This is a genomic window from Comamonas sp. MYb21, from assembly GCF_037479395.1.
Lineage (GTDB): Bacteria > Pseudomonadota > Gammaproteobacteria > Burkholderiales > Burkholderiaceae_C > Comamonas.
Map to the genome: position 1 here is coordinate 413,576 of NZ_JBBGZC010000002.1, position 26,567 is coordinate 440,142.

Annotated in this window: 25 protein-coding genes; 18 read left to right on the top strand and 7 right to left on the bottom strand. The window is 66.2% G+C overall.

The window, feature by feature from the left end; all coding sequences use genetic code 11:
* Positions 1-26: 26 nt before the first annotated feature.
* The 4 genes from thrC to WH367_RS04835 all read left to right on the top strand — a co-directional run bounded on the left by thrC (position 27) and on the right by WH367_RS04835 (position 3,650).
* Positions 27-1,451 (top strand): threonine synthase, encoded by a 1,425-nt coding sequence (thrC, locus tag WH367_RS04820; protein ID WP_339534527.1) that lies wholly within the window; start codon positions 27-29, stop codon positions 1,449-1,451.
* A 72-nt stretch (positions 1,452-1,523) separates the two neighbouring features.
* On the top strand, positions 1,524-2,084 hold the full coding sequence (gene mobB / locus WH367_RS04825) for a molybdopterin-guanine dinucleotide biosynthesis protein B (RefSeq protein ID WP_021027120.1): 561 nt from the start codon (positions 1,524-1,526) through the stop codon (positions 2,082-2,084).
* 59 nt (positions 2,085-2,143) lie between these two features.
* A complete protein-coding gene (locus tag WH367_RS04830) occupies positions 2,144-3,376 on the top strand; it encodes a molybdopterin molybdotransferase MoeA (protein ID WP_339534529.1) in 1,233 nt (410 codons plus the stop codon).
* Between the two features lie 13 nt (positions 3,377-3,389).
* A complete protein-coding gene (locus WH367_RS04835) occupies positions 3,390-3,650 on the top strand; it encodes a MoaD/ThiS family protein (protein WP_373604909.1) in 261 nt (86 codons plus the stop codon).
* A gap of 6 nt (positions 3,651-3,656) precedes the next feature.
* Here the strand turns inward: WH367_RS04835 and WH367_RS04840 are convergent, their stop codons facing one another.
* On the bottom strand, positions 3,657-3,995 hold the full coding sequence (locus WH367_RS04840) for a hypothetical protein (RefSeq protein WP_021025927.1): 339 nt from the start codon (positions 3,993-3,995) through the stop codon (positions 3,657-3,659).
* Between the two features lie 26 nt (positions 3,996-4,021).
* Positions 4,022-4,273 carry a hypothetical protein gene (locus tag WH367_RS04845; protein WP_027010667.1) on the bottom strand — a complete coding sequence of 84 codons (252 nt, stop codon included), beginning with the start codon at positions 4,271-4,273 and terminating at the stop codon, positions 4,022-4,024.
* A gap of 201 nt (positions 4,274-4,474) precedes the next feature.
* Between WH367_RS04845 and moaE the strand changes: the two genes are divergently transcribed.
* From moaE to WH367_RS04880, 7 genes are all read left to right on the top strand, one after another.
* Complete coding sequence (gene moaE, locus WH367_RS04850; RefSeq protein ID WP_339534533.1) at positions 4,475-4,951, top strand: molybdopterin synthase catalytic subunit MoaE; 477 nt, start codon at positions 4,475-4,477, stop codon at positions 4,949-4,951.
* Positions 4,952-5,186: 235 nt separating this feature from the next.
* Positions 5,187-7,793, top strand: coding sequence for an ATP-dependent chaperone ClpB (gene clpB, locus WH367_RS04855; protein ID WP_339534535.1), 2,607 nt, complete (start codon positions 5,187-5,189; stop codon positions 7,791-7,793).
* 150 nt (positions 7,794-7,943) lie between these two features.
* Positions 7,944-8,285, top strand: a complete 342-nt coding sequence (locus tag WH367_RS04860) for a hypothetical protein (RefSeq protein WP_021025923.1) — start codon at positions 7,944-7,946, stop codon at positions 8,283-8,285.
* A gap of 46 nt (positions 8,286-8,331) precedes the next feature.
* On the top strand, positions 8,332-9,807 hold the full coding sequence (locus WH367_RS04865) for an aldehyde dehydrogenase family protein (protein WP_339534538.1): 1,476 nt from the start codon (positions 8,332-8,334) through the stop codon (positions 9,805-9,807).
* 386 nt (positions 9,808-10,193) lie between these two features.
* Positions 10,194-10,724, top strand: a complete 531-nt coding sequence (locus WH367_RS04870) for a GNAT family N-acetyltransferase (RefSeq protein ID WP_021025922.1) — start codon at positions 10,194-10,196, stop codon at positions 10,722-10,724.
* A 140-nt stretch (positions 10,725-10,864) separates the two neighbouring features.
* A complete protein-coding gene (locus WH367_RS04875; protein WP_339534540.1) occupies positions 10,865-12,085 on the top strand; it encodes a class I SAM-dependent methyltransferase in 1,221 nt (406 codons plus the stop codon).
* 29 nt (positions 12,086-12,114) lie between these two features.
* On the top strand, positions 12,115-13,110 hold the full coding sequence (locus WH367_RS04880; protein ID WP_339534542.1) for a tRNA dihydrouridine synthase: 996 nt from the start codon (positions 12,115-12,117) through the stop codon (positions 13,108-13,110).
* 8 nt (positions 13,111-13,118) lie between these two features.
* On the opposite strand, the gene WH367_RS04885 is transcribed toward WH367_RS04880, so the two are convergent.
* The gene (locus WH367_RS04885) at positions 13,119-14,951 is read right to left on the bottom strand and encodes a phospholipase D-like domain-containing protein (RefSeq protein ID WP_339534544.1); all 1,833 of its coding nucleotides are present in this window, start codon (positions 14,949-14,951) and stop codon (positions 13,119-13,121) included.
* A gap of 248 nt (positions 14,952-15,199) precedes the next feature.
* Here WH367_RS04885 and WH367_RS04890 point away from each other — a divergent pair, with 248 nt between their 5' ends.
* Positions 15,200-15,460 carry a hypothetical protein gene (locus tag WH367_RS04890; protein WP_339534547.1) on the top strand — a complete coding sequence of 87 codons (261 nt, stop codon included), beginning with the start codon at positions 15,200-15,202 and terminating at the stop codon, positions 15,458-15,460.
* A gap of 124 nt (positions 15,461-15,584) precedes the next feature.
* On the opposite strand, the gene ribD is transcribed toward WH367_RS04890, so the two are convergent.
* Positions 15,585-16,709 carry a bifunctional diaminohydroxyphosphoribosylaminopyrimidine deaminase/5-amino-6-(5-phosphoribosylamino)uracil reductase RibD gene (gene ribD / locus WH367_RS04895; RefSeq protein ID WP_339534549.1) on the bottom strand — a complete coding sequence of 375 codons (1,125 nt, stop codon included), beginning with the start codon at positions 16,707-16,709 and terminating at the stop codon, positions 15,585-15,587.
* Between the two features lie 208 nt (positions 16,710-16,917).
* Between ribD and WH367_RS04900 the strand changes: the two genes are divergently transcribed.
* Genes WH367_RS04900 through WH367_RS04925 form a run of 6 tightly spaced genes read left to right on the top strand, consistent with a single transcriptional unit; the run spans position 16,918 to position 23,948 of the window.
* A complete protein-coding gene (locus WH367_RS04900) occupies positions 16,918-17,469 on the top strand; it encodes a GspH/FimT family pseudopilin (RefSeq protein WP_339534550.1) in 552 nt (183 codons plus the stop codon).
* A 3-nt stretch (positions 17,470-17,472) separates the two neighbouring features.
* Complete coding sequence (gene pilV, locus WH367_RS04905; RefSeq protein ID WP_339534552.1) at positions 17,473-18,171, top strand: type IV pilus modification protein PilV; 699 nt, start codon at positions 17,473-17,475, stop codon at positions 18,169-18,171.
* 1 nt (position 18,172) lies between these two features.
* Positions 18,173-19,072, top strand: coding sequence for a PilW family protein (locus WH367_RS04910; protein WP_339534554.1), 900 nt, complete (start codon positions 18,173-18,175; stop codon positions 19,070-19,072).
* Positions 19,069-19,860: a pilus assembly PilX family protein gene (locus tag WH367_RS04915; protein WP_339534556.1), complete on the top strand. Its 792-nt coding sequence runs from the start codon at positions 19,069-19,071 to the stop codon at positions 19,858-19,860. The genes WH367_RS04910 and WH367_RS04915 overlap by 4 nt, the downstream gene beginning before the upstream one ends.
* A gap of 9 nt (positions 19,861-19,869) precedes the next feature.
* Positions 19,870-23,508, top strand: a complete 3,639-nt coding sequence (locus WH367_RS04920; protein WP_339534557.1) for a pilus assembly protein — start codon at positions 19,870-19,872, stop codon at positions 23,506-23,508.
* Between the two features lie 11 nt (positions 23,509-23,519).
* Positions 23,520-23,948, top strand: coding sequence for a type IV pilin protein (locus WH367_RS04925; RefSeq protein ID WP_339519063.1), 429 nt, complete (start codon positions 23,520-23,522; stop codon positions 23,946-23,948).
* A gap of 44 nt (positions 23,949-23,992) precedes the next feature.
* On the opposite strand, the gene WH367_RS04930 is transcribed toward WH367_RS04925, so the two are convergent.
* The 3 genes from WH367_RS04930 to WH367_RS04940 are packed head-to-tail and all read right to left on the bottom strand — an operon-like array spanning position 23,993 to position 26,562.
* A complete protein-coding gene (locus tag WH367_RS04930; RefSeq protein ID WP_021026977.1) occupies positions 23,993-24,439 on the bottom strand; it encodes a S4 domain-containing protein in 447 nt (148 codons plus the stop codon).
* Positions 24,405-25,874, bottom strand: coding sequence for a sensor histidine kinase (locus WH367_RS04935; RefSeq protein ID WP_339534558.1), 1,470 nt, complete (start codon positions 25,872-25,874; stop codon positions 24,405-24,407). The genes WH367_RS04930 and WH367_RS04935 overlap by 35 nt, the downstream gene beginning before the upstream one ends.
* Positions 25,864-26,562 (bottom strand): response regulator transcription factor, encoded by a 699-nt coding sequence (locus WH367_RS04940; RefSeq protein ID WP_339519056.1) that lies wholly within the window; start codon positions 26,560-26,562, stop codon positions 25,864-25,866. The genes WH367_RS04935 and WH367_RS04940 overlap by 11 nt, the downstream gene beginning before the upstream one ends.
* Positions 26,563-26,567 lie beyond the last annotated feature (5 nt).

Below are 26,567 nucleotides of genomic sequence, written 5' to 3' on the forward strand. Positions count from 1 at the left end.
CTGTGTCCACTTATTTCGCACCCTCCATGCTGTATCTCTCCACGCGCGGCCATGCCGAACAAAAACGTTTTTGCGACATTTTGCTCGAGGGCCTGGCGCCCGATGGCGGTCTGTACATGCCGGTGCACTACCCGCAGATTGACGACGCCAAGCTGAGCGCGCTGCGCGAGACGCTCAAGAGCAAGGGCTATGCCGCGCTGGCGTTCGAGATTCTGTCGCTGTACATCGACGACATCCCCGCCGATGACCTGCGCGCGCTGTGCAACAAGACCTATACCGAGGCGGTGTTCGGCACGGCGGCGATTGTTCCAGTGCGCCAGCTCGAAGGCCAGTTGATGATCGAGGCGCTCTCCAATGGCCCGACCTTGGCCTTCAAGGACATGGCCATGCAGCTGCTGGGCAACCTGTTCGAGTACGAACTGGCGCGCCGCGGCGAAGAGCTCAATATTCTGGGTGCCACCAGCGGCGACACTGGCAGCGCAGCAGAATACGCGATGCGCGGCAAAAAGGGTGTGCGTGTGTTCATGACCAGCCCGCACGGCCGCATGAGTCCCTTCCAGCAGGCACAGATGTTCAGCCTGCAGGACGAGAACATCCACAACATCGCCATCGAAGGCGTGTTTGACGACTGCCAGGACATCGTCAAGGCGGTCAGCAACGACCACGCCTTCAAGGCGCAGTACAAGATTGGCACCGTCAACTCCATCAACTGGGCGCGCCTGCTGGCCCAGGTGGTCTACTACTTTGCCGGCTACCTGCAGGCCACCAGCCAGAACAGCGAGAAGGTGAGCTTCACGGTGCCCAGCGGCAACTTTGGCAATGTCTGCGCCGGCCATGTGGCGCGCCAGATGGGCCTGCCGATTGCCAAGCTGGTGGTGGCCACCAACGAGAACGATGTGCTGGACGAATTCTTCCGCACCGGCCTCTACCAGGTGCGCGGCGCTGCCCACACCTTCGAGACCTCGAGCCCGTCGATGGACATCTCCAAGGCCAGCAATTTCGAGCGCTTTGTGTTCGACCTGGTCGGCCGCGATGGCGCACGCCTGCAGCAGCTGTTTGCGCAAGGCGTGGCCCAAGAGGGCCGCTTTGACCTGCAGGCCGATCCGGCTTTTAAGGATGCTGCCGGCCGCTATGGCTTTGTCAGCGGCAAGAGCACGCATGCCGACCGCCTGGCTACGATCCAGGACACCTACCAGCGCCTGGGCCAGATGATTGACACCCACACCGCCGATGGCGTGAAGGTGGCGCGTGAGCACCTGGGTGCCGAGCCGATGATCGTGCTGGAGACGGCCTTGCCAATCAAGTTTGCCGCCACCATTGAAGAGGCGCTGGGCCGCACACCCGAGCGCCCGGCCAAGTTTGACGGCATCGAAGACCTGCCCAAGCGCGTGGTGGTGATGCCCGCTGATGTGGACCAGGTCAAGACCTATATCAAGGACCACTGCCGCTGAACCGGCTAAGCTGCCGCTACCGCCTCGAGCCTGGGTGCCGAGGCCGTCCGTGGAATCATCAAGGAGGCGGGTATGCAGGTCGTGTGTTTTGCAGGCTATTCGGGCAGTGGCAAGACGACCTTGATCGAGCAGGTCATCCCGGTACTGATTGCGCAGGGCCAGCAAGTGTCGGTCATCAAGCATGCCCACCACCGCTTTGACATCGACACCCCCGGCAAGGACACCTGGCGCCACCGCCAGGCTGGTGCCTACGAGGTGCTGGCTGCCTCCGACCAGCGCGTGGTGCTGATGCGCGAGCTGCCAAAGACGCAGGAGCCCGATGTGCATGCGCTGATCGCCCAGCTCGACAGCCAGGTGGACTGGGTGCTGGTGGAGGGCTTCAAGGACTGCGACCTGCCTAAGCTGGAGGTGCTGGCCAATGCGCCCGAGCCCCATGGCAAGGCGCCGCTCTACCCGCAGGATGCGGCCGTGCAGGCGGTGGTGTTGTCACCCGCCCGCGAGCTGTTGCCCGCCACCGCCCTGCCGCAGCTGCCCCGCGATGCCCCCGCCGATGTGGCCCAGTGGCTGCTGGCGCACAGCGCCCGCTTTGCCTATACCCCGCCCTGTGTATTTGCGATCGATACCGCCGGCTAAGCGGGCCGTGTCGATGTTCGGCCGGCCTGGAGGCGGCCGACAACCCAAGGAATGATTGAATGAACAGCCAGCCCCGTCCCCCCCTGAAATCCCTCGATGCCGCGCTGGCCGAGCTGCTGGCCCATGCCCAGCCGCTGGCGGGCCATGAGCTGCTGGATACCTTTGATGCCGACGGCCGCGTGCTGGCGCAGGACCTGGTCGCTGCCTTGCAAGTGCCGCCTTTCGACAACAGCGCGATGGATGGCTATGCGCTGCGCGCAGCCGACCTGAGCGGGCCCGGGCTGGCCCTGCCGGTCAGCCAGCGCATTGCAGCGGGCAGCATCGGCGAGCCGCTGGCAGCGGGCACCGCCGCCCGCATCTTTACCGGGGCAGCGGTGCCTGCGGGCGCCGATGCCGTGGTGATGCAGGAAGAATGCAGCCTGCTGGACGATGGCCGGGTGCAGATCAATGCGGCTGTCCAAGCCGGGCAGAACATCCGCAAAAGTGGCGAAGACATGCAGCTGGGCAGCACGGTGCTGACCGCTGGCACGCGCCTGGGCCCGGCCGAGCTGGGCCTGGCTGCCAGCATGGGCTGCGCCCGCCTGCCGCTGGCCCGCCGCCCGCGCGTGGCCTTGTTCTCCACCGGTGATGAGCTGGTCATGCCCGGCGACGTGGCGCCCCAGGACCTGCCCTTGGGCAGCATCTACAACAGCAACCGCTTCTTTTTGCGCGCCATGCTCCAGCGCCTGGGCTGCGAGGTGCGCGACCTGGGCATCGTGCCCGACAGCTATGAGGCCACCGTGGCCGCGCTGCAGACGGCGGCGCAGCACAGCGACCTGGTGCTGACCAGTGGCGGCGTGTCGGTGGGTGAGGAAGACCATGTCAAGCCGGCCGTGCAGGCCTTGGGCAGCCTTGACCTGTGGGCCATTGCCGTCAAGCCGGGCAAGCCCTTTGCCTATGGGCGCGTGGGCCAGACCCATTTCATCGGCCTGCCGGGCAACCCGGTCTCCAGTTTTGTGACCTTTGCGCTCCTGGTGCGGCCTTTTCTGCTGCGCCTGCAAGGCGTGCAGGCGCTGGCGCCGCAGGCGATCGATATGCGTGCCGATTTTGACTGGAGGCGCGCCGACAAGCGCCGCGAATTCTTGCGGGTGCGCGTCAATGCGCAAGGCGGGCTGGAGCGTTTTGCCAACCAGGGCTCGGGTGTGCTGACCTCGGCCGTCTGGGCCGACGGCCTGGTCGACAACCCGCCCGGCCAGACGATTGCGCAGGGTGACAGCGTGCGCTTTGTGCCCTTTGCCCAGCTGCTGGGCTGAGGAGGGTGAGGAGATGACGATGAAGACTTTGCAACTGCGCTATTTTGCAAGTATCCGCGAGGCCATTGGCAGCGGCAGCGAGGCCTTTGCCACCGATGCCGGCACCGTCGCCGAGCTGCGCGAGGCCTTGTTGGCACGCGGCGAGCCCTATGCCAGCTGCCTGGCCCGGGGACGCGCGGTGCGCACCGCCGTCAACCAGGTGCTCAGCGATGACAGCGCGGTGCTGGAGGCGGGTGCCGAGGTGGCGTTTTTTCCGCCGGTGACGGGCGGTTAAGCATTCTTAAGCAGCGCCATCTTCTGCGGGGCTGGGCAGCAGCAGCTCGGGCGCTTTCCATTCCAGCAGTTCGGCCAGGCGCAGTACCACCCAGCGGGCTTCCTCGGCGCTGATGCCCGCGTCTGGCGCCTGCAGGCCGCTGTAGATGGTCTGCAGGATGGCGCTCTCGGAGGGCGCACTTTGGTGGTAGAGGATCTGCGCCTGCTCGACCAGCATCTGCGCCAGGTCTTCGCAGAGCTCATAGCGCTGGGCGATGTCGGCGAGCGGCTGGCGCAGGCGCTGGTTGCGGCCCTGGAACAGGGCGATGAAGGAATCAGGGACAAAGATCTGGCTGCCGTCTTGCATGGGTATCCATCAGTTGAGGTGCGCGTTCAGGGCGTAAAGCGCTTTTCAAAGCGGGCCACATCTTCTTCCAGCTCAAAGGTCACGACCTGGCCCATTTTCTTGTCGCTCTCGCGGCAGGCGGCATAGACGCTGGTCTTGCCGACCAGGTCCATCGCCGGGATGTCGATGATCGCGTAAGGATAGGGCACGAACACGTGGTGCTCGAACACAATGCGGTGCTGGTTGCGCGGATTGGGGTAGAGCAGGAAGCCGTGGGCATTCAGGGTCTGACTGGGCATGGAAAGCATCCAAAGAGAAAACAGGTCTTGCAAGCGAGCGGGCTGGCGGCGGAATGCGGGCATTCCAGCAGCCCAAAGCTTGCAGAGGGCCACCAGTGTGCCGCAATCGCGAAGCTGGGGTGGCCTGCCATGGTTTGCGGCAGGGCCCGGCCGGGCATGCTAGGCTTGGTTTTTTGATGCTTTTTCCGCCGAGATACCGCCATGCTGCACACCCATATCGCCGTCCAGACCGCTGACTTTGATGTGAGCGAGGAGCTGCGCCTGCTGTGCGCCGCCGATGGCCGCATCGGCGCGGTCTGCAGCTTTGTCGGCACGGTGCGCGACCGCAATGCGGGCAGCGAGGTGGCGACGATGGAGCTGGAGCACTACCCGGGCATGACGGAAAAATCGATCGCCCAGATGGTCGAGGCCGCCAGCCAGCGTTTTGACATCTTTGGCGCCCGCATCATCCACCGCGTGGGGCTGCTGGCGCCTGGCGACCAGATTGTGCTGGTCGCCGTCTCCTCGGCGCACCGGGGCGAGAGCTTCCAGGCCTGCGAGTTCCTGATGGACTACCTCAAGACCGAAGCGCCGTTCTGGAAGAAGGAAGACACGCCGGAGGGCGCGCGCTGGGTCGATGCCCGTGTCAGCGACGAAGCGGCGATGGCGCGATGGGGCCTGCCCCAGCGCCAAAGCTAAAAAACGCGCCCCATTGCAGCGGCCTTGACCGGGCGCAAGCTTTCTCAGCCCTATAGCTGCTGCAATGGGTGCGGGGAGCGCGGCCGCCTTGCTGCAATGTTCGCAGGGCGTAGGAGACGGCGCACAGCACTTGGCGACGTGGGCCGACAGAAGCTATATGTGCGGCGAGGTTCTTGAAAATACGGCGTCCAGCGCAAAATATTCCCCAGTAACAATTGTTGAGTGGGGAACATTCATGCGAATCGACAAACTGACAACCAAATTTCAAGAAGTGCTGGCCGACGCCCAATCGTTGGCCCTGGGCAATGACAACGCCTATATCGACCCGGTCCATGTGCTGGTAGCCATGCTGCGCCAGCCCGATGGCCCCAAATCGCTGCTGGCGCGCGCAGGCGCCAATGCCACGGCGATGAGCACGGCGGCAGAAAACGCGATCAAGCGCCTGCCGCAGGTGCAAGGCCAGGACCAGGTGACGGTAGGCCCCGATCTGCAGCGCATGCTGCAGGCCACCGAGAAGGAAGCCATCAAGCGCGGCGACCAGTTCTATGCCAGCGAGCTGTTCTTGCTCGCGCTCACCGATGACAAGGGTGAGGCCGGCCGCATCGTCAAAGAGGGGGGCTTGAGCCGCAAGGCGCTGGAAGCGGCGATTGACGCCGTGCGCGGCGGCCAATCCATGGACAGCGCCGACGGCGAAAGCCAGCGCGAAGCCTTGAAGAAATACACCTTGGACCTGACCGAGCGCGCCAAGCTGGGCAAGCTCGACCCGGTCATCGGCCGTGATGACGAAATCCGGCGCACCATCCAGGTGCTGCAGCGCCGCAGCAAGAACAACCCTGTGCTGATCGGTGAGCCCGGCGTGGGCAAGACGGCCATCGTCGAAGGCCTGGCCCAGCGCATTGTGGCCGGCGAAGTGCCCGACACCTTGCGCGACAAGAAAGTGCTGGTGCTGGACATGGCCGGCCTGCTCGCGGGCGCCAAGTACCGTGGTGATTTCGAAGAGCGCCTCAAATCCGTGCTCAAGGAAGTCGCGCAGGAAGAGGGCCGGGTGATTCTCTTCATCGACGAGATCCACACCATGGTCGGCGCCGGCAAGGCCGATGGTGCGATGGACGCGGGCAATATGCTCAAGCCTGCGCTGTCGCGGGGCGAGCTGCACTGCATTGGCGCCACCACCCTGGACGAATACCGCAAGTACATCGAAAAGGATGCGGCGCTGGAGCGGCGCTTCCAGAAGGTGCTGGTCAATGAGCCCTCGGTGGAAGACACCATTGCGATCCTGCGCGGCCTGCAGGAAAAGTACGAAGCCCACCATGGCGTGGACATCACCGACCCGGCGATTGTCGCTGCGGCCGAGCTGTCGGCACGCTATATCACCGACCGCTTCCTGCCCGACAAGGCCATCGACCTGATTGATGAGGCAGCGGCCAAGATCAAGATCGAGATCGACTCCAAGCCCGAGGTGATGGACAAGCTTGAGCGCCGCATGATCCAGCTCAAGATCGAGCGCGAGGCGATGAAGAAGGAAAAGGACGAGGCCTCGCAAAAGCGCCTGTCGCTGATCGAAGAGGACCTGTCCAAGATCGAGCGTGAATACGCCGATATGGAAGAGATCTGGAAGGCCGAGAAGGCCGATGCGATGGGCTCGGAGCAACTGCGCAAGGAGCTCGACCAGGTGCGCTTCCAGATCCAGGAAGCCACGCGCAGCGGCGACTTCAACAAGGTCGCCGAGTTGCAGTACGGCAAGCTGCCCGCGCTGGAGAAACAGCTGGCCGAAGTGCAGGCCGACGAGAAAAGCGAAGGGGCCAAGGACAAGGGCCACAAGCTGCTGCGCACGCAAGTGGGCGCCGAAGAAATTGCCGAGGTGGTCAGCCGCGCCACGGGCATCCCGGTCTCCAAGATGATGCAGGGCGAGCGTGACAAGCTCTTGCGCATGGAAGACAAGCTCCACGAGCGCGTGGTCGGCCAGGATGAGGCGATCTCTGCGGTGTCCAACGCCATCCGCCGCTCGCGCTCGGGCCTGTCCGATCCGAACCGGCCCACCGGCTCCTTCCTGTTCCTGGGCCCCACCGGCGTGGGCAAGACCGAGCTGTGCAAGGCGCTGGCGGGCTTTTTGTTTGACAGCGAAGACCACCTGATCCGCATCGACATGAGCGAGTTCATGGAGAAGCACTCGGTCTCGCGCCTCATTGGTGCGCCTCCGGGCTATGTGGGCTATGACGAGGGCGGCTACCTGACCGAGGCCGTGCGCCGCAAGCCCTACAGCGTGATCTTGCTCGACGAGGTGGAAAAGGCCCATCCCGATGTGTTCAACATCCTGCTGCAGGTGCTCGACGACGGCCGCCTCACCGATGGCCAGGGCCGCACGGTAGACTTCAAGAACACCGTGATCGTGATGACCAGCAATATCGGCTCGCAGCTGATCCAGGCGATGGTCGGCGAATCGTATGAGGATGTAAAAGACGCGGTCTGGGGGGAACTGAAAAACCATTTCCGGCCCGAATTCCTCAACCGCATCGATGAAACCGTGGTGTTCCATGGCCTCGACGCCCAGCACATCGAGTCGATTGCACGCATTCAGCTGCACCAGCTCGAAAATCGCTTGGCGAAGATGGACCTGCATCTGGAGGTGTCCGACGCGGCGATGGCCGAGCTGGCCAAGGTGGGCTTTGATCCGGTGTTTGGTGCACGGCCGCTCAAGCGGGCGATCCAGCAGCGCATCGAGAACCCGCTGTCGCGCTTGCTGCTCGAAGGCGTCTACCCGCCCAAGAGCCGTATCCCCGTGACCGTGGATCCGGTGCAGGCACCGGGCGAGTTCCATTTTGGCAAGGCCGATGTGCAGTAGTGCCCTTGGCGGTGGGCGATGCATAACCATGCATGGCCCACCATCTTTACGCTGCGATATGCTTGTTGACAGTGCAGGGGGCTTGAAAAAGCCTGGCATCGGCATAACATGGGTAGCAAGCGCTGTTATACAGCGACGAAAGGAAGTGCGTTGAACGAGTTGTTGGCAACTGTGGTGAGCTGGACTTTGCGTATTGCGATGGTGCTGGCTGGTCTGGTGTTTTTTGTCAGTCTGATGGTGGTGGCCGCAATCGCTGCCATGCTCTGGGCTGTGCGCCTGCTATGGGCCAAAGTCACCGGCAAACCTGTGGTGCCTTTCGCGTTCAAGATGAACCCCGCTTCGGGCTGGACCACGGTCTACCGCAGCACGGCGCGCTGGTCGGCCAACAAGGGTGCACGCGCTGCTGAATCGGCTGCCAGCCCCTCAGGTATGCGCGCTTCCGTGATCGATGTGACGGACGTGGAGCCTCGTGAAATCCGTTCACAACACTGACTGACCTGACGCAGGCTGCGGCCTGCCTTGTGTACAAAGCCCGGTTGTGCCTGATGCAGACCGGGTTTTTTTATGGGGCCATGCTATGGATGTGAGCGAGTTGCACAGCCGTTTTGAGGCCATGCGTGCGGCCAGCCGCGCGCAGGCCGATACGCCGCTGCTGCTGCGGCGCGAGCGTTTGCTGCGGCTGCAAAAGCTGCTGCAGGACAACGAGGCGCGGCTGTGCGCCAGCGTGCAGGCCGATTTTGGCCAGCGCTCGGCGCGGGTGACGAGCTTGACCGAATTACTGCCGCTGCACAGCCAGTTGCGCCAGGCGCTGGGCGCCCTGCGGCGCTGGGCAGCGCCCCGGCCCGAGGCCACGCCCTGGCATTTCTGGCCTGCGCGCGCCTGGGTGCAGCCCATGCCGCTGGGCGTCATCGGGGTGATTGCTCCCTGGAACTATCCCCTGCTGCTGTCCTTGGGGCCGCTGGTCAGCGCGCTGGCTGCGGGCAACCGCGTGATCATCAAGCCCAGCGAATACACCCCGCAGACCATGGCGCTGCTCGCCGAGCTGCTGCCCAGCTATTTCGCCGATGACGAGGTGGCTTTGCTGGCGGGAGACGCCGGCGCCTCGGCCGAGCTGGCGGCCTTGCCGCTGGACCACCTGCTGTTCACCGGCTCGGCGGCCACCGGCCGCAAGGTGGCGCTGGCTGCTGCCAACCAGCTGGTGCCCACCACCTTGGAGCTGGGCGGCAAATCGCCCTGCCTGCTGGAGCAAAGCTGCGATATCCAGGACGCGGCGCGCAAGATTGCCCATGCCAAGCTGCTCAACGCCGGCCAGACCTGTATTGCGCCCGACTATGTGCTGCTGCCGCGCAGCAGCGCTGCCGCCTTTGTCGAGGCCTATACCCAGGCCGTGCAGCGCATGTACCCGCAGCTGCAGGGCAACCCCGATTACACCTCGGTCATCCATGCGGCCCATGCCAGCCGGCTGCTGGGCATGCTGGCGCAGGCCGAGCAGGCCGGTGCCCAGGTGATCCGCCTGGCAGGCGGCGGGGAGGAGGTGTCCCAAAGCCGTATCGGCGATGGCATCAGCCGCCAGCTGGTGCCGGCGCTGGTGCTGGGGGTGGGCGCGCAGATGCAGCTGATGCAGGAGGAAATCTTTGGCCCGGTGCTGCCGGTGCTGCAGTACGACGACCGCGAGGAGGCGATTGCAGCGATCAACCATGGCGAGATACCGCTGGCGCTGTACTGGTTTGGCCAGGACCGCCGCCAGGGCCGCGATGTGGCGCAGCGCGTGCGGGCTGCTGGCATGTGCATGAATGACTGCCTGCTGCAGTTTGCCCATGGGGCCCTGCCGTTTGGCGGCTGGGGCAAGAGCGGCTGGGGTGCGCTGCATGGCTACCATGGATTCATGCGCTTTTCTCATGGCAAGCCTGTGCTGCGTCAAGGGAGCTGGTCGGCCGCCAAATGGCTGTATCCGCCCTATGGCCGGCGCTTTGATGGGCTGATGCGGTGGCTCGGTCGCAGCTTTATGCGCTAAGACCTTGATTTGTAGGCAGGGGCACCCTTCGGGTAAACGCCTAGCGCAAATGCAGTCATTTGCAAACCCCTGCACAAATTGACCTACAAGCCTATTGTGGGGCTACCCAAATGATGTCAGGAGTGAGACAATGGCGGGCTTTCGCGCACCATACTCTCTAGCGCGCTGTTCACGCGCTGACTCTTCCATATGCCCTTAAAAAAGCCTTCAGCAGTGCCTTGTTGCCTGCTGATGCTGCGTGAGCCATGGTGTGTTGCAGGTGGGTGGATGTTGAGCCTCAGGGTGCTCCATCCCCACTTGACACCCGGCCGGGCGTGATGGTCGCAGTGTACGACGAGATATACGTGCTTTTTGGTTAATTCATTGATTTTTGTTTTCGGTTATCCATGTCTGAAACTATCCAGGTTCGTCCCGCAACTCTCCGTGATGCCAAAGCCATTGCCCAAATCCATGCCGCCGCTTCGGTGGAGAGCTATCGCGGTGTTTTGCCCGATGACCAACTGAAGTCCATCTCTTCCGTCGAAAAGCGCCAGGCTTACTGGCGCGAAGCCATCGAATACTGCGAGCCGCAGGTGCAAGTGGCCGTTGAAAACGACAAGATCGTCGGCTTCATCGGTTTTGACCGCTCGCGCGATGCCAAGACCCGCCCCACCACCGGTGAGATCTGGGCGATCTATGCTGCCCCTACCCACTGGGACCAGGGCGTGGGCGTGGCACTGTGGGATGCGGCGCGTGATGGCCTGTCCGAAGAAGGCTGCACCTCGGTGACCGCCTGGGTGCCGCTGCGCAATGAGCGCGCACTGCGTTTCCATGAGTCTGCTGGTTTCAAGCGCGAGATGTCGACCGCCAAGACGGCCACCGTCGGTGCCATCAAGATCGAAGAAGTGCGCATGCAGCGCTCCTTGATGAACCGCTGATCCTTGCTGGCCGGGCATGCGCCGGCCCTGCGCAGGCAGGGCGGGGCAGCCTTGCTCTCAAGAGGCCGTCTTGGACGGCCTCTTTGTTTTTCCCCCTCGGCAGCCGGCGCCTTGCCGCACTGCCCCAGAAAGCCTTTTGTATGACCACTGCCCAGCCAGAGAGTTTGCCCACCATCCACTGGGAGGAAGGCGGCGATGCACGCAGCGCGCGCTGGCGCAGCGAGCGCGGTGCGGCCGCTGCCGCCCGCGTGGTGCTCGCCGATGACACCTTGCCCGCCGATGTGGCCTACCGCCTGGCCTGCGAGGGCACGGCGCTCTTGTGGCGCGGTGACTTTCAAAATGCCCGCATGCTGCTGCAGTCGCTCACGCGCCGTCTGGACAAGACCGGTGAGCGCAAGGCCAAGAAAAAGCCCGCCGCCCCTGCGGTGGCCGGCATGCCCACGCCGCAGTTGGCCTTGCCTTTCCACCAGCAGCGCCAGCTGCAGGCGCAGCGCGCCCGCGTGCTGTCGATGGTGCTGATCGAGTTGGACCCGCAGTACGCCATCCACCTGCGCCGCGCGCCTGAGGTGCAGGCCGCTTGTATCGATGCCTGGGGCGCGCCCGCAGGCGACCAGCCCCAGGTGGTGTCGCTGCGCGAGCTGCAGGCCCTGGTGGGAGCCCATGAATGGCGCAAAAAAGGCGTGGAAATCCCCGCGCTGGCCAAGCTGGCGCCCAAGGGCTATGACCGCATCCACCCGCACTACGGCGTGTTCTCGCCGGTGCGCGGCGAGTATGTCGACCTGATTGCGCAGGCGCCGCTGCCCACCGCGCTGGCCAAGCAGTCGCTGGCCTATGACATCGGCACCGGTACCGGCGTGATCGCTGCCGTGCTGGCGCGCCGTGGCATCCAGAAGGTGCTGGCCACCGATACCGACCCGCGTGCCCTGGCCTGCGCCAAGAAAAACCTGGAGCGCCTGGGTGTGGACCAGCGCGTGGAGCTGGCGCAGACCGATCTGTTCCCCGAAGGCAAGGCCGCGCTGGTGGTCTGCAACCCGCCCTGGGTGCCTGCCAAGCCCAGCGCGCCGGTGGAGCGCGCCGTCAATGACGAAGGCAGCCGCATGCTGCGCGGCTTTCTGGCCGGAGTGCCCGCCCATCTGGTGCCCGGTGGCGAGGCCTGGCTGATCCTGTCCGATTTTGCTGAGCACCTGGGCCTGCGCAGCCGCGAGGAGCTGCTCAGCTGGATCGCCGAGGCCGGCTTGCAGGTGGTGGGCAAGAACCACATCCGCCCGCGCCACCCCAAGGCCCAGGATGGCAGCAACCCGCTGCACCAGGCCCGCGCGGCCGAGATGACCACGCTGTGGCGCCTGCAGGTGGCCTGGTGACCTGCCTGATGGTCTGAACGGGGGCCCACATGCGCTTGTTGCTTGCGCCCATGGAGGGCCTGCTCGACTTTGTGCTGCGCGATGTGCTCACCAGCATTGGCGGCGCCGACCGCTGCGTGTCGGAGTTCATCCGCATCACCGGCAGCTTGCTGCCCGACAAGGTCTACCTGCGCACCATGCCTGAGTTGCGCAACGGTAGCTGCACGGCAGCCGGCACCCCGGTGCGCGCGCAGCTGCTGGGCAGCGATGCCGCCAGCATGGCGGCCAATGCGGTGCAGCTGGCGGCGCTGTCGCCCGAGGGGATCGATCTGAACTTTGGCTGCCCGGCCAAGGTGGTCAACCGCCATGGCGGCGGTGCTGCCTTGCTGCAGGACCCGGCCGCCATCCATGCGGTGGTCAGCGCGGTGCGCGGCGCTGTGCCCGCCGCCATGCCGGTGTCGGCCAAGATGCGCCTGGGCTTTAACGACCGGGCGCTGATGCTGGACTGCGCGTTGGCGATGCAGGAGGCTGGCGCCTGTGAGCTGGTTGTGCATGGCCGCACCAAGCTCGATGGCTACCGCCCGCCTGCCTACTGGGACCAGATTGCGCGCATCAGTGAGGCGGTACACATCCCCGTGGTGGCCAATGGCGAGATCTGGACCGTGGAAGATGCCTTGCGCTGCCAGGCCGAATCCGGCTGCCAGGACCTGATGCTGGGCCGCGGCATTGTGGCTGACCCGGGCCTGGCCTGGCGCATCCGCAAAGCCGTCGCCGAGCGCGATGGCCTGCCGCTGCCCGCCGGCATGCGCGATGTGACATGGCCGGACCTGGTGCCTGCCTTGCTGCGCTTTTGGCAGCTGGTCTGCGAGGACCTCGAGCCGCGCCAGCGCGCCGGCCGCTTAAAGCAGTGGCTCAACCTGATGCGCCGGGCCTTTCCCGAGGCCGAGGACGCCTACCAGCATGTGCGGGTGATGACCGACCAGGCAGCGATCACCCTGTGGCTGGATGACTTGCAGCAGCAGACGCAGGTGGAAGCAGCCGTTTAAATCAGCGCTTAAAGCAACGAGTCGGGCGTAAAGGGGCTGATGATTTTGAGCATTAGCCGCAGCGGCAGGCTGGCATCGGGCTCGGTGGTCTGGTCCTTGAGCCGCGTGTTCTGCGGTGCCTGCCACAGCAGCTTGCCGTCTTTGAGCACCACATGCCAGGCGGCACTCTCCAGTCCCTTCTCGATCATGCCAGCCGCCTGCCCCGAGAGCTTGCGGCTGCGCACCAGCACGGCGATCTCGGTGTTTTGCAGCTTGGAGCGCTGGTCCAGGTTCATCGATCCCACCACCAGCAGCTGGCCATCAAGCACCAGCACCTTGCTGTGCAGCATCACGCGGCGCCCTTCACGGAAACTGTTCTGCCCGCTGCCCAGGCCAAAGGCGGCGCGCAAGTCGCTCTCGTCGCTCACCAGCTCGTACAACTCGACCCCGTCGCGCAGCAGCGTCTCGCGGTGGCGGGCATAGCCGATATGGGCAATGGGCGCATCGTTGGACGACAGCGAGTTGGTCAGAATGCGCACCCGCACGCCGCGCTGCACGGCATCCTTGAAGGCCTGGCGCATCGATTCGCCGGGCACGAAGTAGGGCGAGACGATCAGCAAATCCTTTTTGGCATAACCCAGCAGCTGCACCAGGCCATCGACCACTGAATCGGCGCTGGGGCTGTGGCCGGGGTTGCGCGTTTCTGCCAGCGCCCGCAGCTGCGCCAGGCGCTTGTTGTCCAGCACGCCGGGCGCGGCGCTCAGCGGGTTGGTCTGGCCGTCGGAGTCGACCGCCGGTATCTTGCTGGGCGCATCGGCCATCACCACCGAATGGGCCCAGACCAGCGGAACGGTCTTGAGGTCCACTGGCTGCATGTCCCAGGCGCGCTCGCGCTGCTCGTCGGAGATGGCGCCGCCCGGGCGCGGCTCGCCATCGGGCGGCGAGGGCAGGGCGCCGCCGCTGCTGTTGCGGGCAGCGGGCTCGGATGCCGCATTCGTCGCATCGTCATCGCCCCCTTTGCTGGGGCGGGCCTGGTAGGCCTGCTGCATGTCTTCCAAGGTCTTTTTGCTGATCAGCGACTGCACCGGGTAGGCGCGCTCGTTGTTCCAGTAGCTGTCAAAGCTGCTCGACAGATCCCGCACGGCCGGGCCCATGACGAGCACATCGGTGTCCAGGAAGTTGGAGCTCTCGTCGTTGTCGAAATAGGCATCGCCCAGGTTGCGCCCGCCCATGATGCCCATCACGTTGTCGGCCAAAAACAGCTTGTTGTGCATGCGCTGCTGCGCGCGCTGGAAATCGGTGGCCGCGTTCCACATGCGGCTGATCGGCGAGTCGCGGTCACCGGGCAGCGGGTTGAACATGCGCATCTCGATGTTGGGCTCAAAAGCCAGGCGCATCACCTGCGCATTGCGCCCGGTGCCATGGAAGTCATCGAGCAGCACGCGCACGCGCACGCCCCGGCGCGCGGCATTCACCACGCTTTCGAGCAGGCGCGCGGTGCTGGCATCGGCATGGATCGCGTAGTACTGCACATCCAGCGTGTGCTTGGCGCCTTGCACCAGCGCCAGGCGCGCGCCGTAGGCAGCTTGCGCGCCGGCCAGTATCTCAAAGCCCGACACCCCGGGCCCGGCCTTGCTCTCGGCCTTTTGGCGCTGCTGGCTGATCTGCACCAGCGGACTGCTGGCCGCTGGCGGCTGGGCCGCTGAGACCGGCCTGTCCACCTGGGTCGGCAGCTTGCTGGCGCAGCCGGCCAGCAGCACAGCCGCGCAGACCATCACCAGCCCGCGCTGCAACTGGGGCCAGGAGGTTGTCTCGGAGGGGCGCAACGGAGACAGGGCAGAGGTCAGCAAAGCAGGCAGCATGGCGGCAGGTTCAATCAGTGGGCTGGCGCTATTGTGCGTGAGCGCAGGCCATTGCGGTGGCCGCGTGGCTGCTTTGGCGGTGCTGTCGTACAGCCAGATGGCGCTACTGCGTCGTGGCGCAGCAACGCTGCGGCAAGCGGGGTGGCCGCTCAGCAGGGTTTGTGCCCGGACCGTTGCTGCAGACCTGTCGCTAGGATTGTTGAAAGCATTGGGGAGATGGACATCGATAGCCAATAGGAGGCCTGCTTATGCTGCGATCACTGCGCTTTTCCACACTGGTGCTGCTGCTGGCGGCCATGGCCATGCCGCCCGAGAGCGCCTGGGCCGCCCGCAAGAAAAAGACCGAGGCCACGCAGGCGTCCAAAAAACCGGCCAAAGCCAGAGTCAAAGTCAAACGCCAGCGCAGCAGCAGTGCCGAAACCCTGGCCGAGCGCGACCGCCGCCTGCTGCGTGAATGTAAGGGGCTGCCCAATGCGGGCGCCTGCCTGGGCTACGCCAAGAGCCCCTAACACCACCCTTGATACGTCGTTACCAAGCCTTGTCGTACGCCTGTACTGCCTGCGGCTTGGCGTCTCGTCTCAACCGCAAATCTTCGGTTTGCTGGGTCGTGTGAGAGGCTCTAATGCGCTTGAATCAGAAAACCCCATGGCCCTGGAGCCGGGCGAGCACGCGCAGGTCGGCGCCCAAGGGCTCGATCGAGCGGATGTCCAAGGCGGGCGCCTGATCCAGCTTTTGCAGCGCCATGCCGGCAAACGCGGGCAGGCCCAGGCCGAGCAGCTTGGGCGCCAGGTAGAGCAGGCACTCGTCGACGAGGCCTGCCTGCAGCAGCGCGCCATTCAAGATGCCGCCCGCTTCGACATGCAGCTCGTTGACTTCCCGTCTGCCCAGGTCTTGCATCAAAGCCGCCAGGTCGATGCGGGCGTTGGGATCTGCTGGGGTATGACCGGGCAGGCGCACGATGGTGGCGCCCGCCGCTTGCAGCGCCGCCTGGCGCGCGTTGTCTTCGCTGTGGGTGTAGACCAGCACTTCGCGCTCTGCGGCAAAGATGCGGGCCTGCGGGGGGGTGCGCAGCTGGCTGTCCAGCACCACCAGGCGCGGCTGGCGTGGTGTTTCCACATAGCGCACATCCAGCGCCGGGTCATCGGCCAGCACGGTGCCCACGCCCGTCAGGATGGCGCAGGCCCGGGCACGCCAGTGGTGGCCATCGGCCCGGGCGGCTTCGCCAGTGATCCACTGGCTGCTGCCATCGGCCAAGGCGGTTGCGCCATCGAGCGACATAGCGGCCTTGAGCCGCACCCAGGGCTGCTTGCGCACCATGCGGCTGAAAAAGCCGATATTGAGTTCGCGCGAGGCCTCAGCACCGTCCTCGGGCGCGCAGACCACCACCTCCACGCCCGCAGCACGCAGACGCGCAAAACCCATGCCGGCAACCAGCGGGTTCGGATCGGTGATGGCGCCCACCACCTTGGCCACACCGGCTGCTGCCAGGGCATCGCAGCAAGGCCCCGTGCGGCCCTGGTGCGCGCAGGGCTCCAAGGTGACATAGGCGGTTGCGCCTGCCGTGCTGTGGCCTCGGGCCGCCGCATCGCGCAAAGCCATGATTTCCGCATGCGGCCCCCCCGCGCGCTGGGTGTGGCCCTGGCCGATCACCTGGCCATCGGCAGCGACCAGCACGCAACCGACGCGGGGATTGGGGGAGGTAATGAACAGGGCGCTGGCAGCCAGTTCCAGCGCGGTTTGCAGGTGTTGATCAGTCATGGAGCTTGGTCGCAATAGGGCTGGTACGGAGGGGCAGGGCATGGAGGCTCAGGCCCGCTGGCTGATTATCGGCGCAACACCGCGCCGGCTCTGCATTGGCACTGCTGTCCGCCCCAGCGCATTTAATTTTTAAATCGAAAAAGGCTTTACGCCGCCGTGTGAAGATTAAATAATCAATCGCATGAATTCAATAGTTTTAAATAATTTATTGAAACATCAAAGCGGGCACCGGCACAGCGGGCTGACCGCGGTCGAGCTGATGGTGGTGGTCAGCGTGCTGGCTATTATCGCGAGCCTGGCCGTGCCCAGTGCGAGCGGGCTGCTGCAGCGCTGGCGTGTGCGGCAGTCGCTGGAGGCCATGCATTCGGCGGTATTTCTGGCGCGCTCCGAAGCGATCAAACGCAGTGGCCTGGTCGCCTTGCAGAGGATTGCCGACAGCGGCCATTGCCAGGCCCAGGCCAGCAGCAGTGACTGGAGCTGTGGCTGGCAGGTCTGTGTGCATGCGCTGGGCCAGCAGCAGTGCGCCGACGATGCGCCGGTGCTGCAGCGCTTTGAAACGCCGCCGGGCCTGCAGGTGCAGCGCAACAGCCTGGGTGAAGGTATCCGCTTTGACCGCTGGGGCATGCCGGTAGCCGGTTTTGCCTTTGCGCTGCTCCCGGAGGGGAAAACGGTAGAGCACCCAGCCACCAAGGGCCTGTGCACCAGCCGGGGTGGCCGCGTGCGGGTCGTCGACGGCCCCGGCTGCAGCCCCAGGAGCTAAGCCATGCGCATCGCCGTGCCCACCCACCCGCAGGCCTCCCTCTCAGGCGGCATCAGCTTGCTGGAGTCACTGGTGGCCATGGTGGTGCTGGTTCTGGGCGTATTGGCGATGCTGGCCATGCAGCTGCGCACGCTGGCCGATGTGCAGACCAGCACCCGGCGTGTGCAGGCGATTCGCCTGATCGAAGACCTGGGCGAGCGCATACGCGCCAACCCCCATGCCTGGGAACAGCTGGAGCACTATCTGAGCGATTGGCAGCATGCAGCACCAGCCCCTCAGGCCAGGTCTTGCGCGGCGCAGGCTTGCAGCGCCGCTGAGCTGGCCCAGCATGAGTTGGCGCAGTGGCGCCTGCAGGTGGCGCGCAGCTTGCCGCTGGGGCAATCCCGGATTTTTCTCGCACCCGGCGAAGAGGTGGACGCCAACCGGCGCCAGCTGGGCGTGATGGTCCGCTGGCGCGACAGCACGCATGCCCCGCAAGGTGGCACCGATCCGGCGCTGTACTGGAACCTGGTCGATGCCACCCGCGGTGTCGGCGAGGGCCGGGGCGCGGATGCGGTGGATGAACGCGGCGGCGAGGTGGTCTGCCAGGATGGCGATGGCGATCTGCGCTACAGCTGCCATCTGCAGTACCTGGCCTTGAACGCACGCTGCACGGCAGAGCGCATGGGCAGCGCGCTGCACTACCACTGCGGGGGGACTTGAGATGCCGCATCCCCTCCATCCCCTGTGGGCGTTGGATCGGGTCGGCGGGCGCTGCCGTGCAAGGGGGCGCGGGCAGCTTGGCTTTAGCTTGGTCGAGCTGATGGTGGGCCTGGCGCTGGGCCTGCTGGTGGTGGCTGCGGCCAGTGTGGCCTTGCTGACCTCGCGCAGCCTGGCGGGCACCGTGAGCGACGCCAGCCATCTGCAGCAGCAAGCCAGCTATGCCTTGCGCGTCATCGGCCAGCAGCTGCGCCCATCGGGCAGCCTGTACCTGAACCTGCAGCTGCCCGCCGCTGCGGACCCCTCGCTCAGCGCTGCGTTGACGCCAGCGGCTTTTGAGACCGCAGCCCCCGCGGCGGGCAGCGCCCGTGGCTATGCGCCGCGCGCCGATGCCTTGCGGGGCAGCGATAGCAGCCTGGCGGCCGGCTTGCGGCGCTACAAGCAGCCCGTCTTTGCGCAGTCCGGTCTGGCTGCGCAGGCGCGCAACTGCCTGGGCGGGCCGGTGGATGCCAGCGCCGATCTGCGGCTGGAATCGCACTTCAGTCTGCGTGGTCAGGTGCTGCGCTGTGGCGGCAACGATACCGCTGCATCGCCGCAGCCCTTGGTCGACAACGTGGCGGCCTTTCGCCTGCGCTATTTGCGTATGCAGGCGGCGGGCACGGCGCAACCGCAGCTGCAGTACGTCAATGCGCAGCAGGCGGGCCGCGATTGGTCGCAGGTGGTAGCGGTCGAGGTCTGCCTGGTGCTGTTTGGCCGCCAGTCCGGCGCGCTGCCGGCGGGCAGCGGCTACACCGGCTGCGACGGTGAATGGGTTGAGGTGGCCGGCCTGCCCGGCGCGCGCCAAGGGCGCATGCACCGCAGCTTTCGCAACCTGTTCCAACTGCGCAGCCAGGGCGGCCTATGACAAGCCCCCGCCACACTCGCTATGGCCATGGCCGGCACCGCACCCGGGGCGCAGCCTTGCTGACGGTGCTGGTCTTTGGCATGTTGTCGATGCTGCTGGTCCTGTGGTCGGCGCGCACGGCCTGGTATGGCGAGCTGGTGGTTGGCAACGATGCCGACTACCAGCGGGCGTTTGAGGCCGCAGAGGCCTTGCTGCACGATGCAGAACTGGATATCCGTGGCGAGCGGGCCGATGGCCGGCCCTGTGCCCATGGTGGCCTGCCCCGAGGCGCCTCAGCCCAGGTGTGCCGCCGCGCCGGCACCACCCGGGTGCCGTTGGAGAACGCCGACTTGCCGGTGTTTTTGGCACATCTCAGTGCCCAGCCGCAGCGCTGCATCGAGGCGCTCTGTGCCAAGCGGGTGGGCCGCCAGGATATCTGGAATGCGCCGGCGCCAGGCACGGCTGGCCGGCACGCGGGCGAGCAGGACCTGTTTGCGCTGCTGCGGGCCGGCACCGGCGCGCGCTATGGCCAGTACACCGGCGCGCAGCTGGGCGATGCAGACCGCCCGGCCCATCCCATCCTGGCGGACCGGACGGCGCCTGACGCCGGCGGCTGGTACTGGATCGAAGTCATTCCCTATATCGACAGCAAGCCCGGGCTGATCAGCAATGCGCCCGCCCACCAGCTCGAGCTCGCAGGGCTCAGCCCGCATGTGGTCTACCGCATCACTGCGGTGGCCTTTGGCAGAAAGCCCGATTCCCTGGTGGTGCTGGAGCAAAGCTACGCCCGCCCCCGGCGCAAAGACTGAGAGGCAGCTATGGATGGCACAAGACCAAGCTGGGTTGTACTGCCCAATTCCGCAAGCCAGCGGCAGGCTGCGCTGCTCAGTCTGGCGCTGCTGCCTGCTGCTGCCTGGCCCTTGGAGCTGGCCACCGCGCCTGCCGGCGGTGCCAGCGCCTGGGTGGCGCCCAATGTCATCGTCTCCATCGATGACTCGGCCGCCATGCAGCGCCGCATGGGCAGCGCCGAGCCCGGTGTGGCCAGCATCACCGCGCCGGATGGCGACGGCCGCTGGGATGCGCGGGCACAGCGCATCGCCGTGCTGCGCCATGCGCTCAAGGATGTGCTGGGCGATGGGCAGCAACTGCCCGATGGCGCCATTCGCCTGGCCTGGCAGGCGATGTGGAACCATGGCGCTGCGTCTGGCGGCGGGCCCGGTGGCATGGTACAAGGCCAGCGGCGCAGGCCCGGGGCCAGCACGGTCAACAGCCCGCGTTTGGCCACCAACGGCATGCAGGCGCTGCAGGGCCGCCATCGCCAGCAATTTCTGGCCTTTGCCGACTCGCTCCGTACCGGCCACAGCAGTGATCTGCACCATCTGCTCGGCCAGGCCGATGCCTACCTGCGCCGGCCGCTCGGCCCGCAAGGGCCCTGGGCCAGCCAGCCGGGCGCTGCCAGCGGCGCCAGCAATACCTACCTGGGCTGCCGCCGCAACTACCACATTGTGCTGGCGGGCAGCCGCTGGGCTGGGCCCGCTACCGGTGGTGCGCAAGACGACCACTCCCGCGCCAAGGTCCTGCCCGATGGCCAGGTCTACGGCGGCGGCAGTGCCGCGCAAAGGGCTGCCACCCAGCTCTACAGCGATGCGGTGCCGAGCACCTTGGCCGACTGGGCGTTTCGCAGCTGGGCCGACCCTTTGCAGCGGGCAGGCCTGAGCGGTAGTCTGGCACCTGACTCCGATTACCGCCAGGCACCGCCCCGCGAGCGTTTTGCCGATGGCAGCGGCCAGCCTGCCGTGCTGGAGCGCTACTGGAACCCGCGCTACAACCCTGCCAGCTGGCCGCATCTGCAGACCTATACGGTAGGCATTGGCCTGGATGCCAGCACCTGGCCCGGCGCGCCGCAGATCCTGGCGCCCACGCAGCAACTGCCATTGGGCTATGACGGCAGCTTTGCAGCGCTGGCCAAAGGGGATGCCGTTTGGCCCGATATGCAGGCGCAGGGCGAGGGCGTGCGCGCGCTGGACCTGTGGCATGCGGCGCTCAATGGCCGGGGCCGTTTTTATGCGGCGGCCAATGGCCAAGATGTAGTGGCTGCGCTGCGCAGTATCCTGGCCGATATACAGGCCCAGCATGCAGGTGGCGCGCTGGGCGCCGCCACAGCCAGCACAGGGGCCGCCAGCGCCAGCCAGGCCATTGCGCAGGATGCTTTGCTGTTCAGCGCCAGCTACGACCCGGGCCGGGCCTGGTCTGGCGCTATCCAGGCGCAGGCAATGGGCAGCGATGGCCGCCTGCAGCCGGCGCCAGGCTGGGGTGGGCAGACAACGGCTGACAAGCTCGATGCCATCGCCTGGCAGCAGCGCCTGGTGCTGACTTGGGGCGATGTGCAGCAGCGCGGCGTGCCTTTTCGCTGGGCGGCCGATGAGAGCCATTGGAGCGCTGCGCACAAGCGGGCCCTGCAAGGCCCTGCCGATGGCGCGCAAGGCCAGGCCAGTGGTGAGCAGCGCCTTAACTACCTGCGAGGCGAGCGCCGCCATGAAGCTCAGCATGGCGGCAGCCTGCGCAACCGGCATTCGCGCCAGGGCGATACCGTGCATTCGCAGATCTGGTACCTGGGCAAGCCTTCCGCCGGCTACCACGAGGCGAGCTATCTGGACTTTGTGCTGCGCCACCAAAACCGCCTGCCGATGCTCTATGTCGGCGGCAATGACGGCATGCTGCACGGCTTCTCGGCCCATACGGGCGAGGAAAAAATAGCCTATGTGCCCCGGGGCGTGATCCCCAGCCTGCAGGGCTTGACCAGCCCGGCCTACGATGGCCAGCACCGCTATTTTGTCGATGGCTCGCCGCTGGCCGGCGATGCCAACCTGGGCAGCGCCAGCAGCCCGCGCTGGCGCAGCTTGTTGGTGGGTACCCTGGGCGCCGGGGGCAAGGGCTATTTTGTGCTCGATGTCACTGAACCGGAGACGGCCTTTGCCGAGGCGCAGGCGGCAGAGCGGGTGCTGATGGACCGCAGCTGGCATGCGACGGAATCTGCGCCGCGCTGCGATGCGGAGACGGGCGCCGCGCTGCAGGCTTGCACACAGCTGGCCGAGGCCTTTGCCGATATCGGCCATATCACCGCCAGCCCGTCCCGCGACGACATCGACCCGCAGCGTACAACGCAGATCGCACAACTGAACAACGGCCGCTGGGCGCTGGTGCTGGGCAATGGCTACAACAGCGCCAACGGCAGACCGGTGCTGCTGATCCAGTACCTCGATGGCGGGCGTGAGCTGCTGCGCTTGGTGGCGACCGGCAATGCATCGGCGCAGGCCTGCAGGCAGCAAACGCCGCCCCAGCCCCATTGCAGCCAGCTGGAGGACAACGGCCTGTCTGCGCCCAGGCTGGTGGATATCAATGGCGATGGCCGTCCCGATGTGGTCTATGCCGGCGACAACCAGGGCAATCTCTGGAAGTTTCTGATCAACGCAGACGATGACCGCGAATGGGGTGTGGCGCAGTGGGGCGCAATGGCGGCCACCACCAGCAACCAGTCGACCATGGGCGTGCCGCTGTACCAAGCGCGCGGGGGCCAGCGCAGCACGCCAGGCCAGCGCACAAAGCCCCAGCCCATCAGCACCGCACCGCTGGTGCGCAGCAATGACCGCCTGCGCAGCCTGCAGCAGGCGGGTGGTCAGCGCCAGGTGCCCGTCGGTGGCTTGGTGGTCGCCTTTGGCACCGGCCGCAATGCCAGCCGCCAGGATCCGCAAGACGACAGCGTGCAGAGCCTGTATGCGGTGCTCGATACCAGCCGCTACAAGCGCGTGGGCGAACGCGGTGAGCGGGTGGCGGTCTGCGCCTCGGCGGCCGATGCAGATTGCCAGTCGGCGCTGGGCAGCGATGCCGATCTGCCCGGGCCGGTGGCGCACAGCCAGCTGCTGCAGCGCCGCATCAGCCCCCGCCCCGTGCAGGCGCGCAGCAGCGACCGCCGCATGTTCTGGCGCACTGACGAAAGCGAAGGCGCCGATGCGCTCGATTGGAGCCGCCACCGGGGCTGGTTCCTGGATTTGCCCGAGGCAGGCGAGCGCCTGCTGCAGCCCCTGCGCTTTTACAGCGGCAGCAACCTGCTGGCGGTGATCAGCGAGGTGCCGGCGCATGCCAGCCATGGCGCCCAGGGCGAACCCGGCGATGAGCGTTGCGAGCCCGCGCCAGGCACAGCGCAACGCCAGTTTTTCAGCCTGCTCAATAGCATCGATGGCCTGCGGCCGCGCTTGCAGCTGCTCGATACCGATGGCGATGGGCTCTTTGATCCGCAGGCCGATGGCCAGGCCTCGCGCATGTCGCTGGGCGCGGGCCCGCATGCGCTGCTGCGCGTGCGCGATGACGAGGGCCAGCAGCGCATCCGCATCGATGGTGAATCGCTGCGCGACCTGCCCGAAGTGCCGATCCGGCCCACCTGGCGTCAGGCGCGATGAAAGGGGGAACCATGCGAAAACATCTTTTTACGGCGCGCGCAGGTTGGACCTTGGTGGAGCTGATGGTGGTGCTGGCCATCATCGGCATCCTGAGCGCGGTGGCCTGGCCCAGCTACAGCGAATACCTGCGCCGGGGCCACCGCACGGAGGCCCGCACGGGGCTTTTTCAGGCCGCGCAGTGGCTGGAGCGTGCCGCGACGGCCAATGGTGTCTATCCGCTGGAGCTGCCCACCCAGCTTAGCTGGCAGGACCTGCCCGACAAGCGCTACACCATCGGCTTTGCCGAAGGCAACAGTGCTGCGCGCTACACCCTGGTGGCAATGCGCCGGCAGGGGCCACAGCAGCGGGACCGCTGCGGCAACTACACGCTGACCCAGGATGGCCGGCAGGGCAATTTGCAGCTGGCGCAGGGCAGCAGTACCGCCGATTGCTGGCGCTGATCTGCTGGCGGCTCAGGTCACCGCATGCGCCCGACGAAGCGCGCCTATTGCGCGCTCCAGCGGTCGTTCCAGCTGCGCAGCTCCTGCATGTCGCGGCGGTCTTTCTTGGTGGGGCGGCCGGCCTGCAGGCTGTTGGCAGGCTCGGGCGCCAGGCGGCGCTGCTCGCTCAGCACTTCGCGCTGGCGGATGCTGTCGGCCGTTTCCTCGTACATCTGCTGGGCCACCGGGGCGGGGCCGCGGGTGGCCGCCATGCCGAGCACGGCAACGGTGCGCGGTGTCTGCGCCTGCAGCAGCTCGATGGTGTCCTGCGCGCGCACTTCCTTGGAGGGTTTGGCGACCGTGCCATTGACCTTCACATGGCCCTTGTGGATGGCCTCGACGGCAATGGCGCGGGTCTTGTAGAAGCGGGCGCACCACAGCCATTTGTCGATGCGCATGGTGGGAGTCTGGTCGGTCTCAGTGTGGGCCATCTTCGGCAGGTGGTTGGACATTCGGTCTGAACTCTACTACAGCATCGAAACCTTGGACAAGCCCCTGGTGCAGGCGGTTGTGCAGTGACAGGCGCGCGCCCAGTGCCGTCACGATGGAGTGGCAGATCGCCAGGCCCAGGCCTGAGCCGTCGCGCAGGTTGCCAGTGACAAAGGGCTCGGTCAGGCGCGCCTGCATCTCGGCGCTGACGCCCGGGCCCCAGTCGCTGATGCGCAAGGTGGCCGCCGGGCCTTGTTGCGTCAGCTGCAGCAGCAGCGGTGCGTCGGGCGGCGAATGCTGGATCGCATTGTGCAAAAGGTTGCGCACCAGCTCGCGCAGCATCCAGGGGTGGGCGGCCAGCAGCACCTCGTCGCTTTGCAGCTCGAACTGCAGGTTCTTGTCGGCCAGCAAAGGCGAGAGCTCGATCACCATGTCGCGCACGATGGCCGTCAGGTGGGCGGTCTGGGGGTGCTCGGACTGGTGCAGCTGCTCGACCTTGGCGAGCGACAGCATCTGGTTGGCCAGCAGGGTGGCGCGGTCCACGGTGGCGGCAATCTCCCGCAGCGCCTGCTCGGGCTCCACATCGCCGCGTTGGGCCGACTGCACCTGCACCTTGAGCACCGCCAGCGGTGTGCGCAGCTGGTGCGAGGCATCGCGCACAAAGCGCTTTTGGTGCTGCACCAGGTGCGAGAGCCGCGCCATCACGCGGTTGGTGGCATCGACCAGCGGCAGCACTTCCGAAGGGGTCGCCGCCGGGGTCCTGAGGGGCTGCAAGGCGTGGTCGCTGCGCGCATTGAGCTGGTCGCTCAGCTGCAGAATCGGCAAGGTGGCGCGCCGCACCACGACGACCACCACGGCGGCGATGCAGCCAAACAGCAAGGCCTGCTGCACCAGCGTGCCCCAGAGAATGTCGCGCGCCAGCGATTCGCGGATCTCCAGCGTTTCTGCCACCTGGATCAGGGCCATGCCCCGGCCGGTGGCGCTGGCCACCGGCTGCAGCAAGGCGGCCATGCGCACGGGCATGCCCCGGAACTCGGCATTGTAGAAATCGACCAGCGCGGCATAGGGCGGCTGCTGGGCAATGCGGCCGCGCCAGATGGGCAGCTCGGCAAAGCCGCCGATGAGCTCGCCGCTCATGTTGGAGACGCGGTAGAACAGCCGCGACTGGTTGTCCGCCTCAAAGGCCTCCAGCGCCGAATAGGGCACGGCCGAATCGACAATCGCCAGGTCGTCATAACCGGACACCGTCAGCTGCTCACCAATCACCTTGGCCGAGGCGAGCAGGCTGCGGTCGTAAGCGGTGTTGATGGCCTGCAGCGACTGGCGGTAGAGGCTGCTGGTGTTGTAGATGATGAAGACCACCACGGGAAGCAAGATGCCCAGTAGCAGGTTGCGGCGCAGCGAGCGTATGCGCGGCGCCTGGGATCGGCCCGAGGCCTTGCTGCTGTCAGGCGCCATCGGCGGCACCGGGCTTGAGCAGGTAGCCCAGGCCGCGCAATGTCATCAGCTGCATATGCGTGGGCGCGAGCTTTTTGCGCAGGCGGTAGGCCACCACTTCCACCGCTTCGAGCTGCACATCGCTCTCGCCGGCAAAGACGGCGCTGAACAAGCGCTCCTTGGTCACGGCCTGGCCCATGGGCTGGCTCAGCACGCGCAAAAAAGCCACCTCGCGTGGTGTCAGCTCAAACAGCGTGCCACGCCAGTAAAAAGATTCGGAAGCCTTGTCATAGCGCAGTGCCATGCCGGGGGGCTGCGCGGCCGGCGCGGCGGGCTCGGCCACCAGCGGCTGCGCGCGGCGCACCAGCGCGCGGATGCGCGCTTCGAGCTCGTCCAGGTCAAAGGGCTTGGCCAGGTAGTCATCGGCGCCCGAGTTCAGGCCCAGAATGCGGTCGCCGACGGTGCCGCGTGCGGTCAGGATCAAGGTCGGGGCGGCCAGGCCTTCGCTGCGCGCCTGGGCGATGATCTCCAGCCCGTCCATTGTCGGCAGGCTCAGGTCCAGCACCACCACATCGGGCTCGAGCTTGCGCCAGGCCGGCAGCGCTGCACCGCCATCGGTGATGGGCGTGACCTCCATGCCCCGCCGGCGCAAGGTGCGCTGCAAGGTGGTCTGCATGGTGGGGTCGTCTTCGATCAGCAAGAGGTGCATGGCGG

What these genes read in the sequence shown, in the direction of transcription:
- WH367_RS04880 (WP_339534542.1), top strand. Translation starts at nt 12,115, where the DNA reads ATGCGCTTGTTGCTTGCGCCCATGGAGGGCCTGCTCGACTTTGTGCTG.
- thrC (WP_339534527.1), top strand. Translation starts at nt 27, where the DNA reads ATGCTGTATCTCTCCACGCGCGGCCATGCCGAACAAAAACGTTTTTGC.
- WH367_RS04920 (WP_339534557.1), top strand. Translation starts at nt 19,870, where the DNA reads ATGGATGGCACAAGACCAAGCTGGGTTGTACTGCCCAATTCCGCAAGC.
- WH367_RS04935 (WP_339534558.1), bottom strand. Translation starts at nt 25,874, where the DNA reads ATGGCGCCTGACAGCAGCAAGGCCTCGGGCCGATCCCAGGCGCCGCGC.
- WH367_RS04925 (WP_339519063.1), top strand. Translation starts at nt 23,520, where the DNA reads ATGCGAAAACATCTTTTTACGGCGCGCGCAGGTTGGACCTTGGTGGAG.
- moaE (WP_339534533.1), top strand. Translation starts at nt 4,475, where the DNA reads ATGCTGCACACCCATATCGCCGTCCAGACCGCTGACTTTGATGTGAGC.
- WH367_RS04890 (WP_339534547.1), top strand. Translation starts at nt 15,200, where the DNA reads ATGCTGCGATCACTGCGCTTTTCCACACTGGTGCTGCTGCTGGCGGCC.
- WH367_RS04875 (WP_339534540.1), top strand. Translation starts at nt 10,865, where the DNA reads ATGACCACTGCCCAGCCAGAGAGTTTGCCCACCATCCACTGGGAGGAA.
- WH367_RS04840 (WP_021025927.1), bottom strand. Translation starts at nt 3,995, where the DNA reads ATGCAAGACGGCAGCCAGATCTTTGTCCCTGATTCCTTCATCGCCCTG.
- WH367_RS04915 (WP_339534556.1), top strand. Translation starts at nt 19,069, where the DNA reads ATGACAAGCCCCCGCCACACTCGCTATGGCCATGGCCGGCACCGCACC.
- WH367_RS04940 (WP_339519056.1), bottom strand. Translation starts at nt 26,562, where the DNA reads ATGCACCTCTTGCTGATCGAAGACGACCCCACCATGCAGACCACCTTG.
- WH367_RS04870 (WP_021025922.1), top strand. Translation starts at nt 10,194, where the DNA reads ATGTCTGAAACTATCCAGGTTCGTCCCGCAACTCTCCGTGATGCCAAA.
- WH367_RS04830 (WP_339534529.1), top strand. Translation starts at nt 2,144, where the DNA reads ATGAACAGCCAGCCCCGTCCCCCCCTGAAATCCCTCGATGCCGCGCTG.
- WH367_RS04845 (WP_027010667.1), bottom strand. Translation starts at nt 4,273, where the DNA reads ATGCCCAGTCAGACCCTGAATGCCCACGGCTTCCTGCTCTACCCCAAT.
- WH367_RS04930 (WP_021026977.1), bottom strand. Translation starts at nt 24,439, where the DNA reads ATGTCCAACCACCTGCCGAAGATGGCCCACACTGAGACCGACCAGACT.
- mobB (WP_021027120.1), top strand. Translation starts at nt 1,524, where the DNA reads ATGCAGGTCGTGTGTTTTGCAGGCTATTCGGGCAGTGGCAAGACGACC.
- ribD (WP_339534549.1), bottom strand. Translation starts at nt 16,709, where the DNA reads ATGACTGATCAACACCTGCAAACCGCGCTGGAACTGGCTGCCAGCGCC.
- clpB (WP_339534535.1), top strand. Translation starts at nt 5,187, where the DNA reads ATGCGAATCGACAAACTGACAACCAAATTTCAAGAAGTGCTGGCCGAC.
- WH367_RS04835 (WP_373604909.1), top strand. Translation starts at nt 3,390, where the DNA reads ATGACGATGAAGACTTTGCAACTGCGCTATTTTGCAAGTATCCGCGAG.
- WH367_RS04885 (WP_339534544.1), bottom strand. Translation starts at nt 14,951, where the DNA reads ATGCTGCCTGCTTTGCTGACCTCTGCCCTGTCTCCGTTGCGCCCCTCC.
- pilV (WP_339534552.1), top strand. Translation starts at nt 17,473, where the DNA reads ATGCGCATCGCCGTGCCCACCCACCCGCAGGCCTCCCTCTCAGGCGGC.
- WH367_RS04910 (WP_339534554.1), top strand. Translation starts at nt 18,173, where the DNA reads ATGCCGCATCCCCTCCATCCCCTGTGGGCGTTGGATCGGGTCGGCGGG.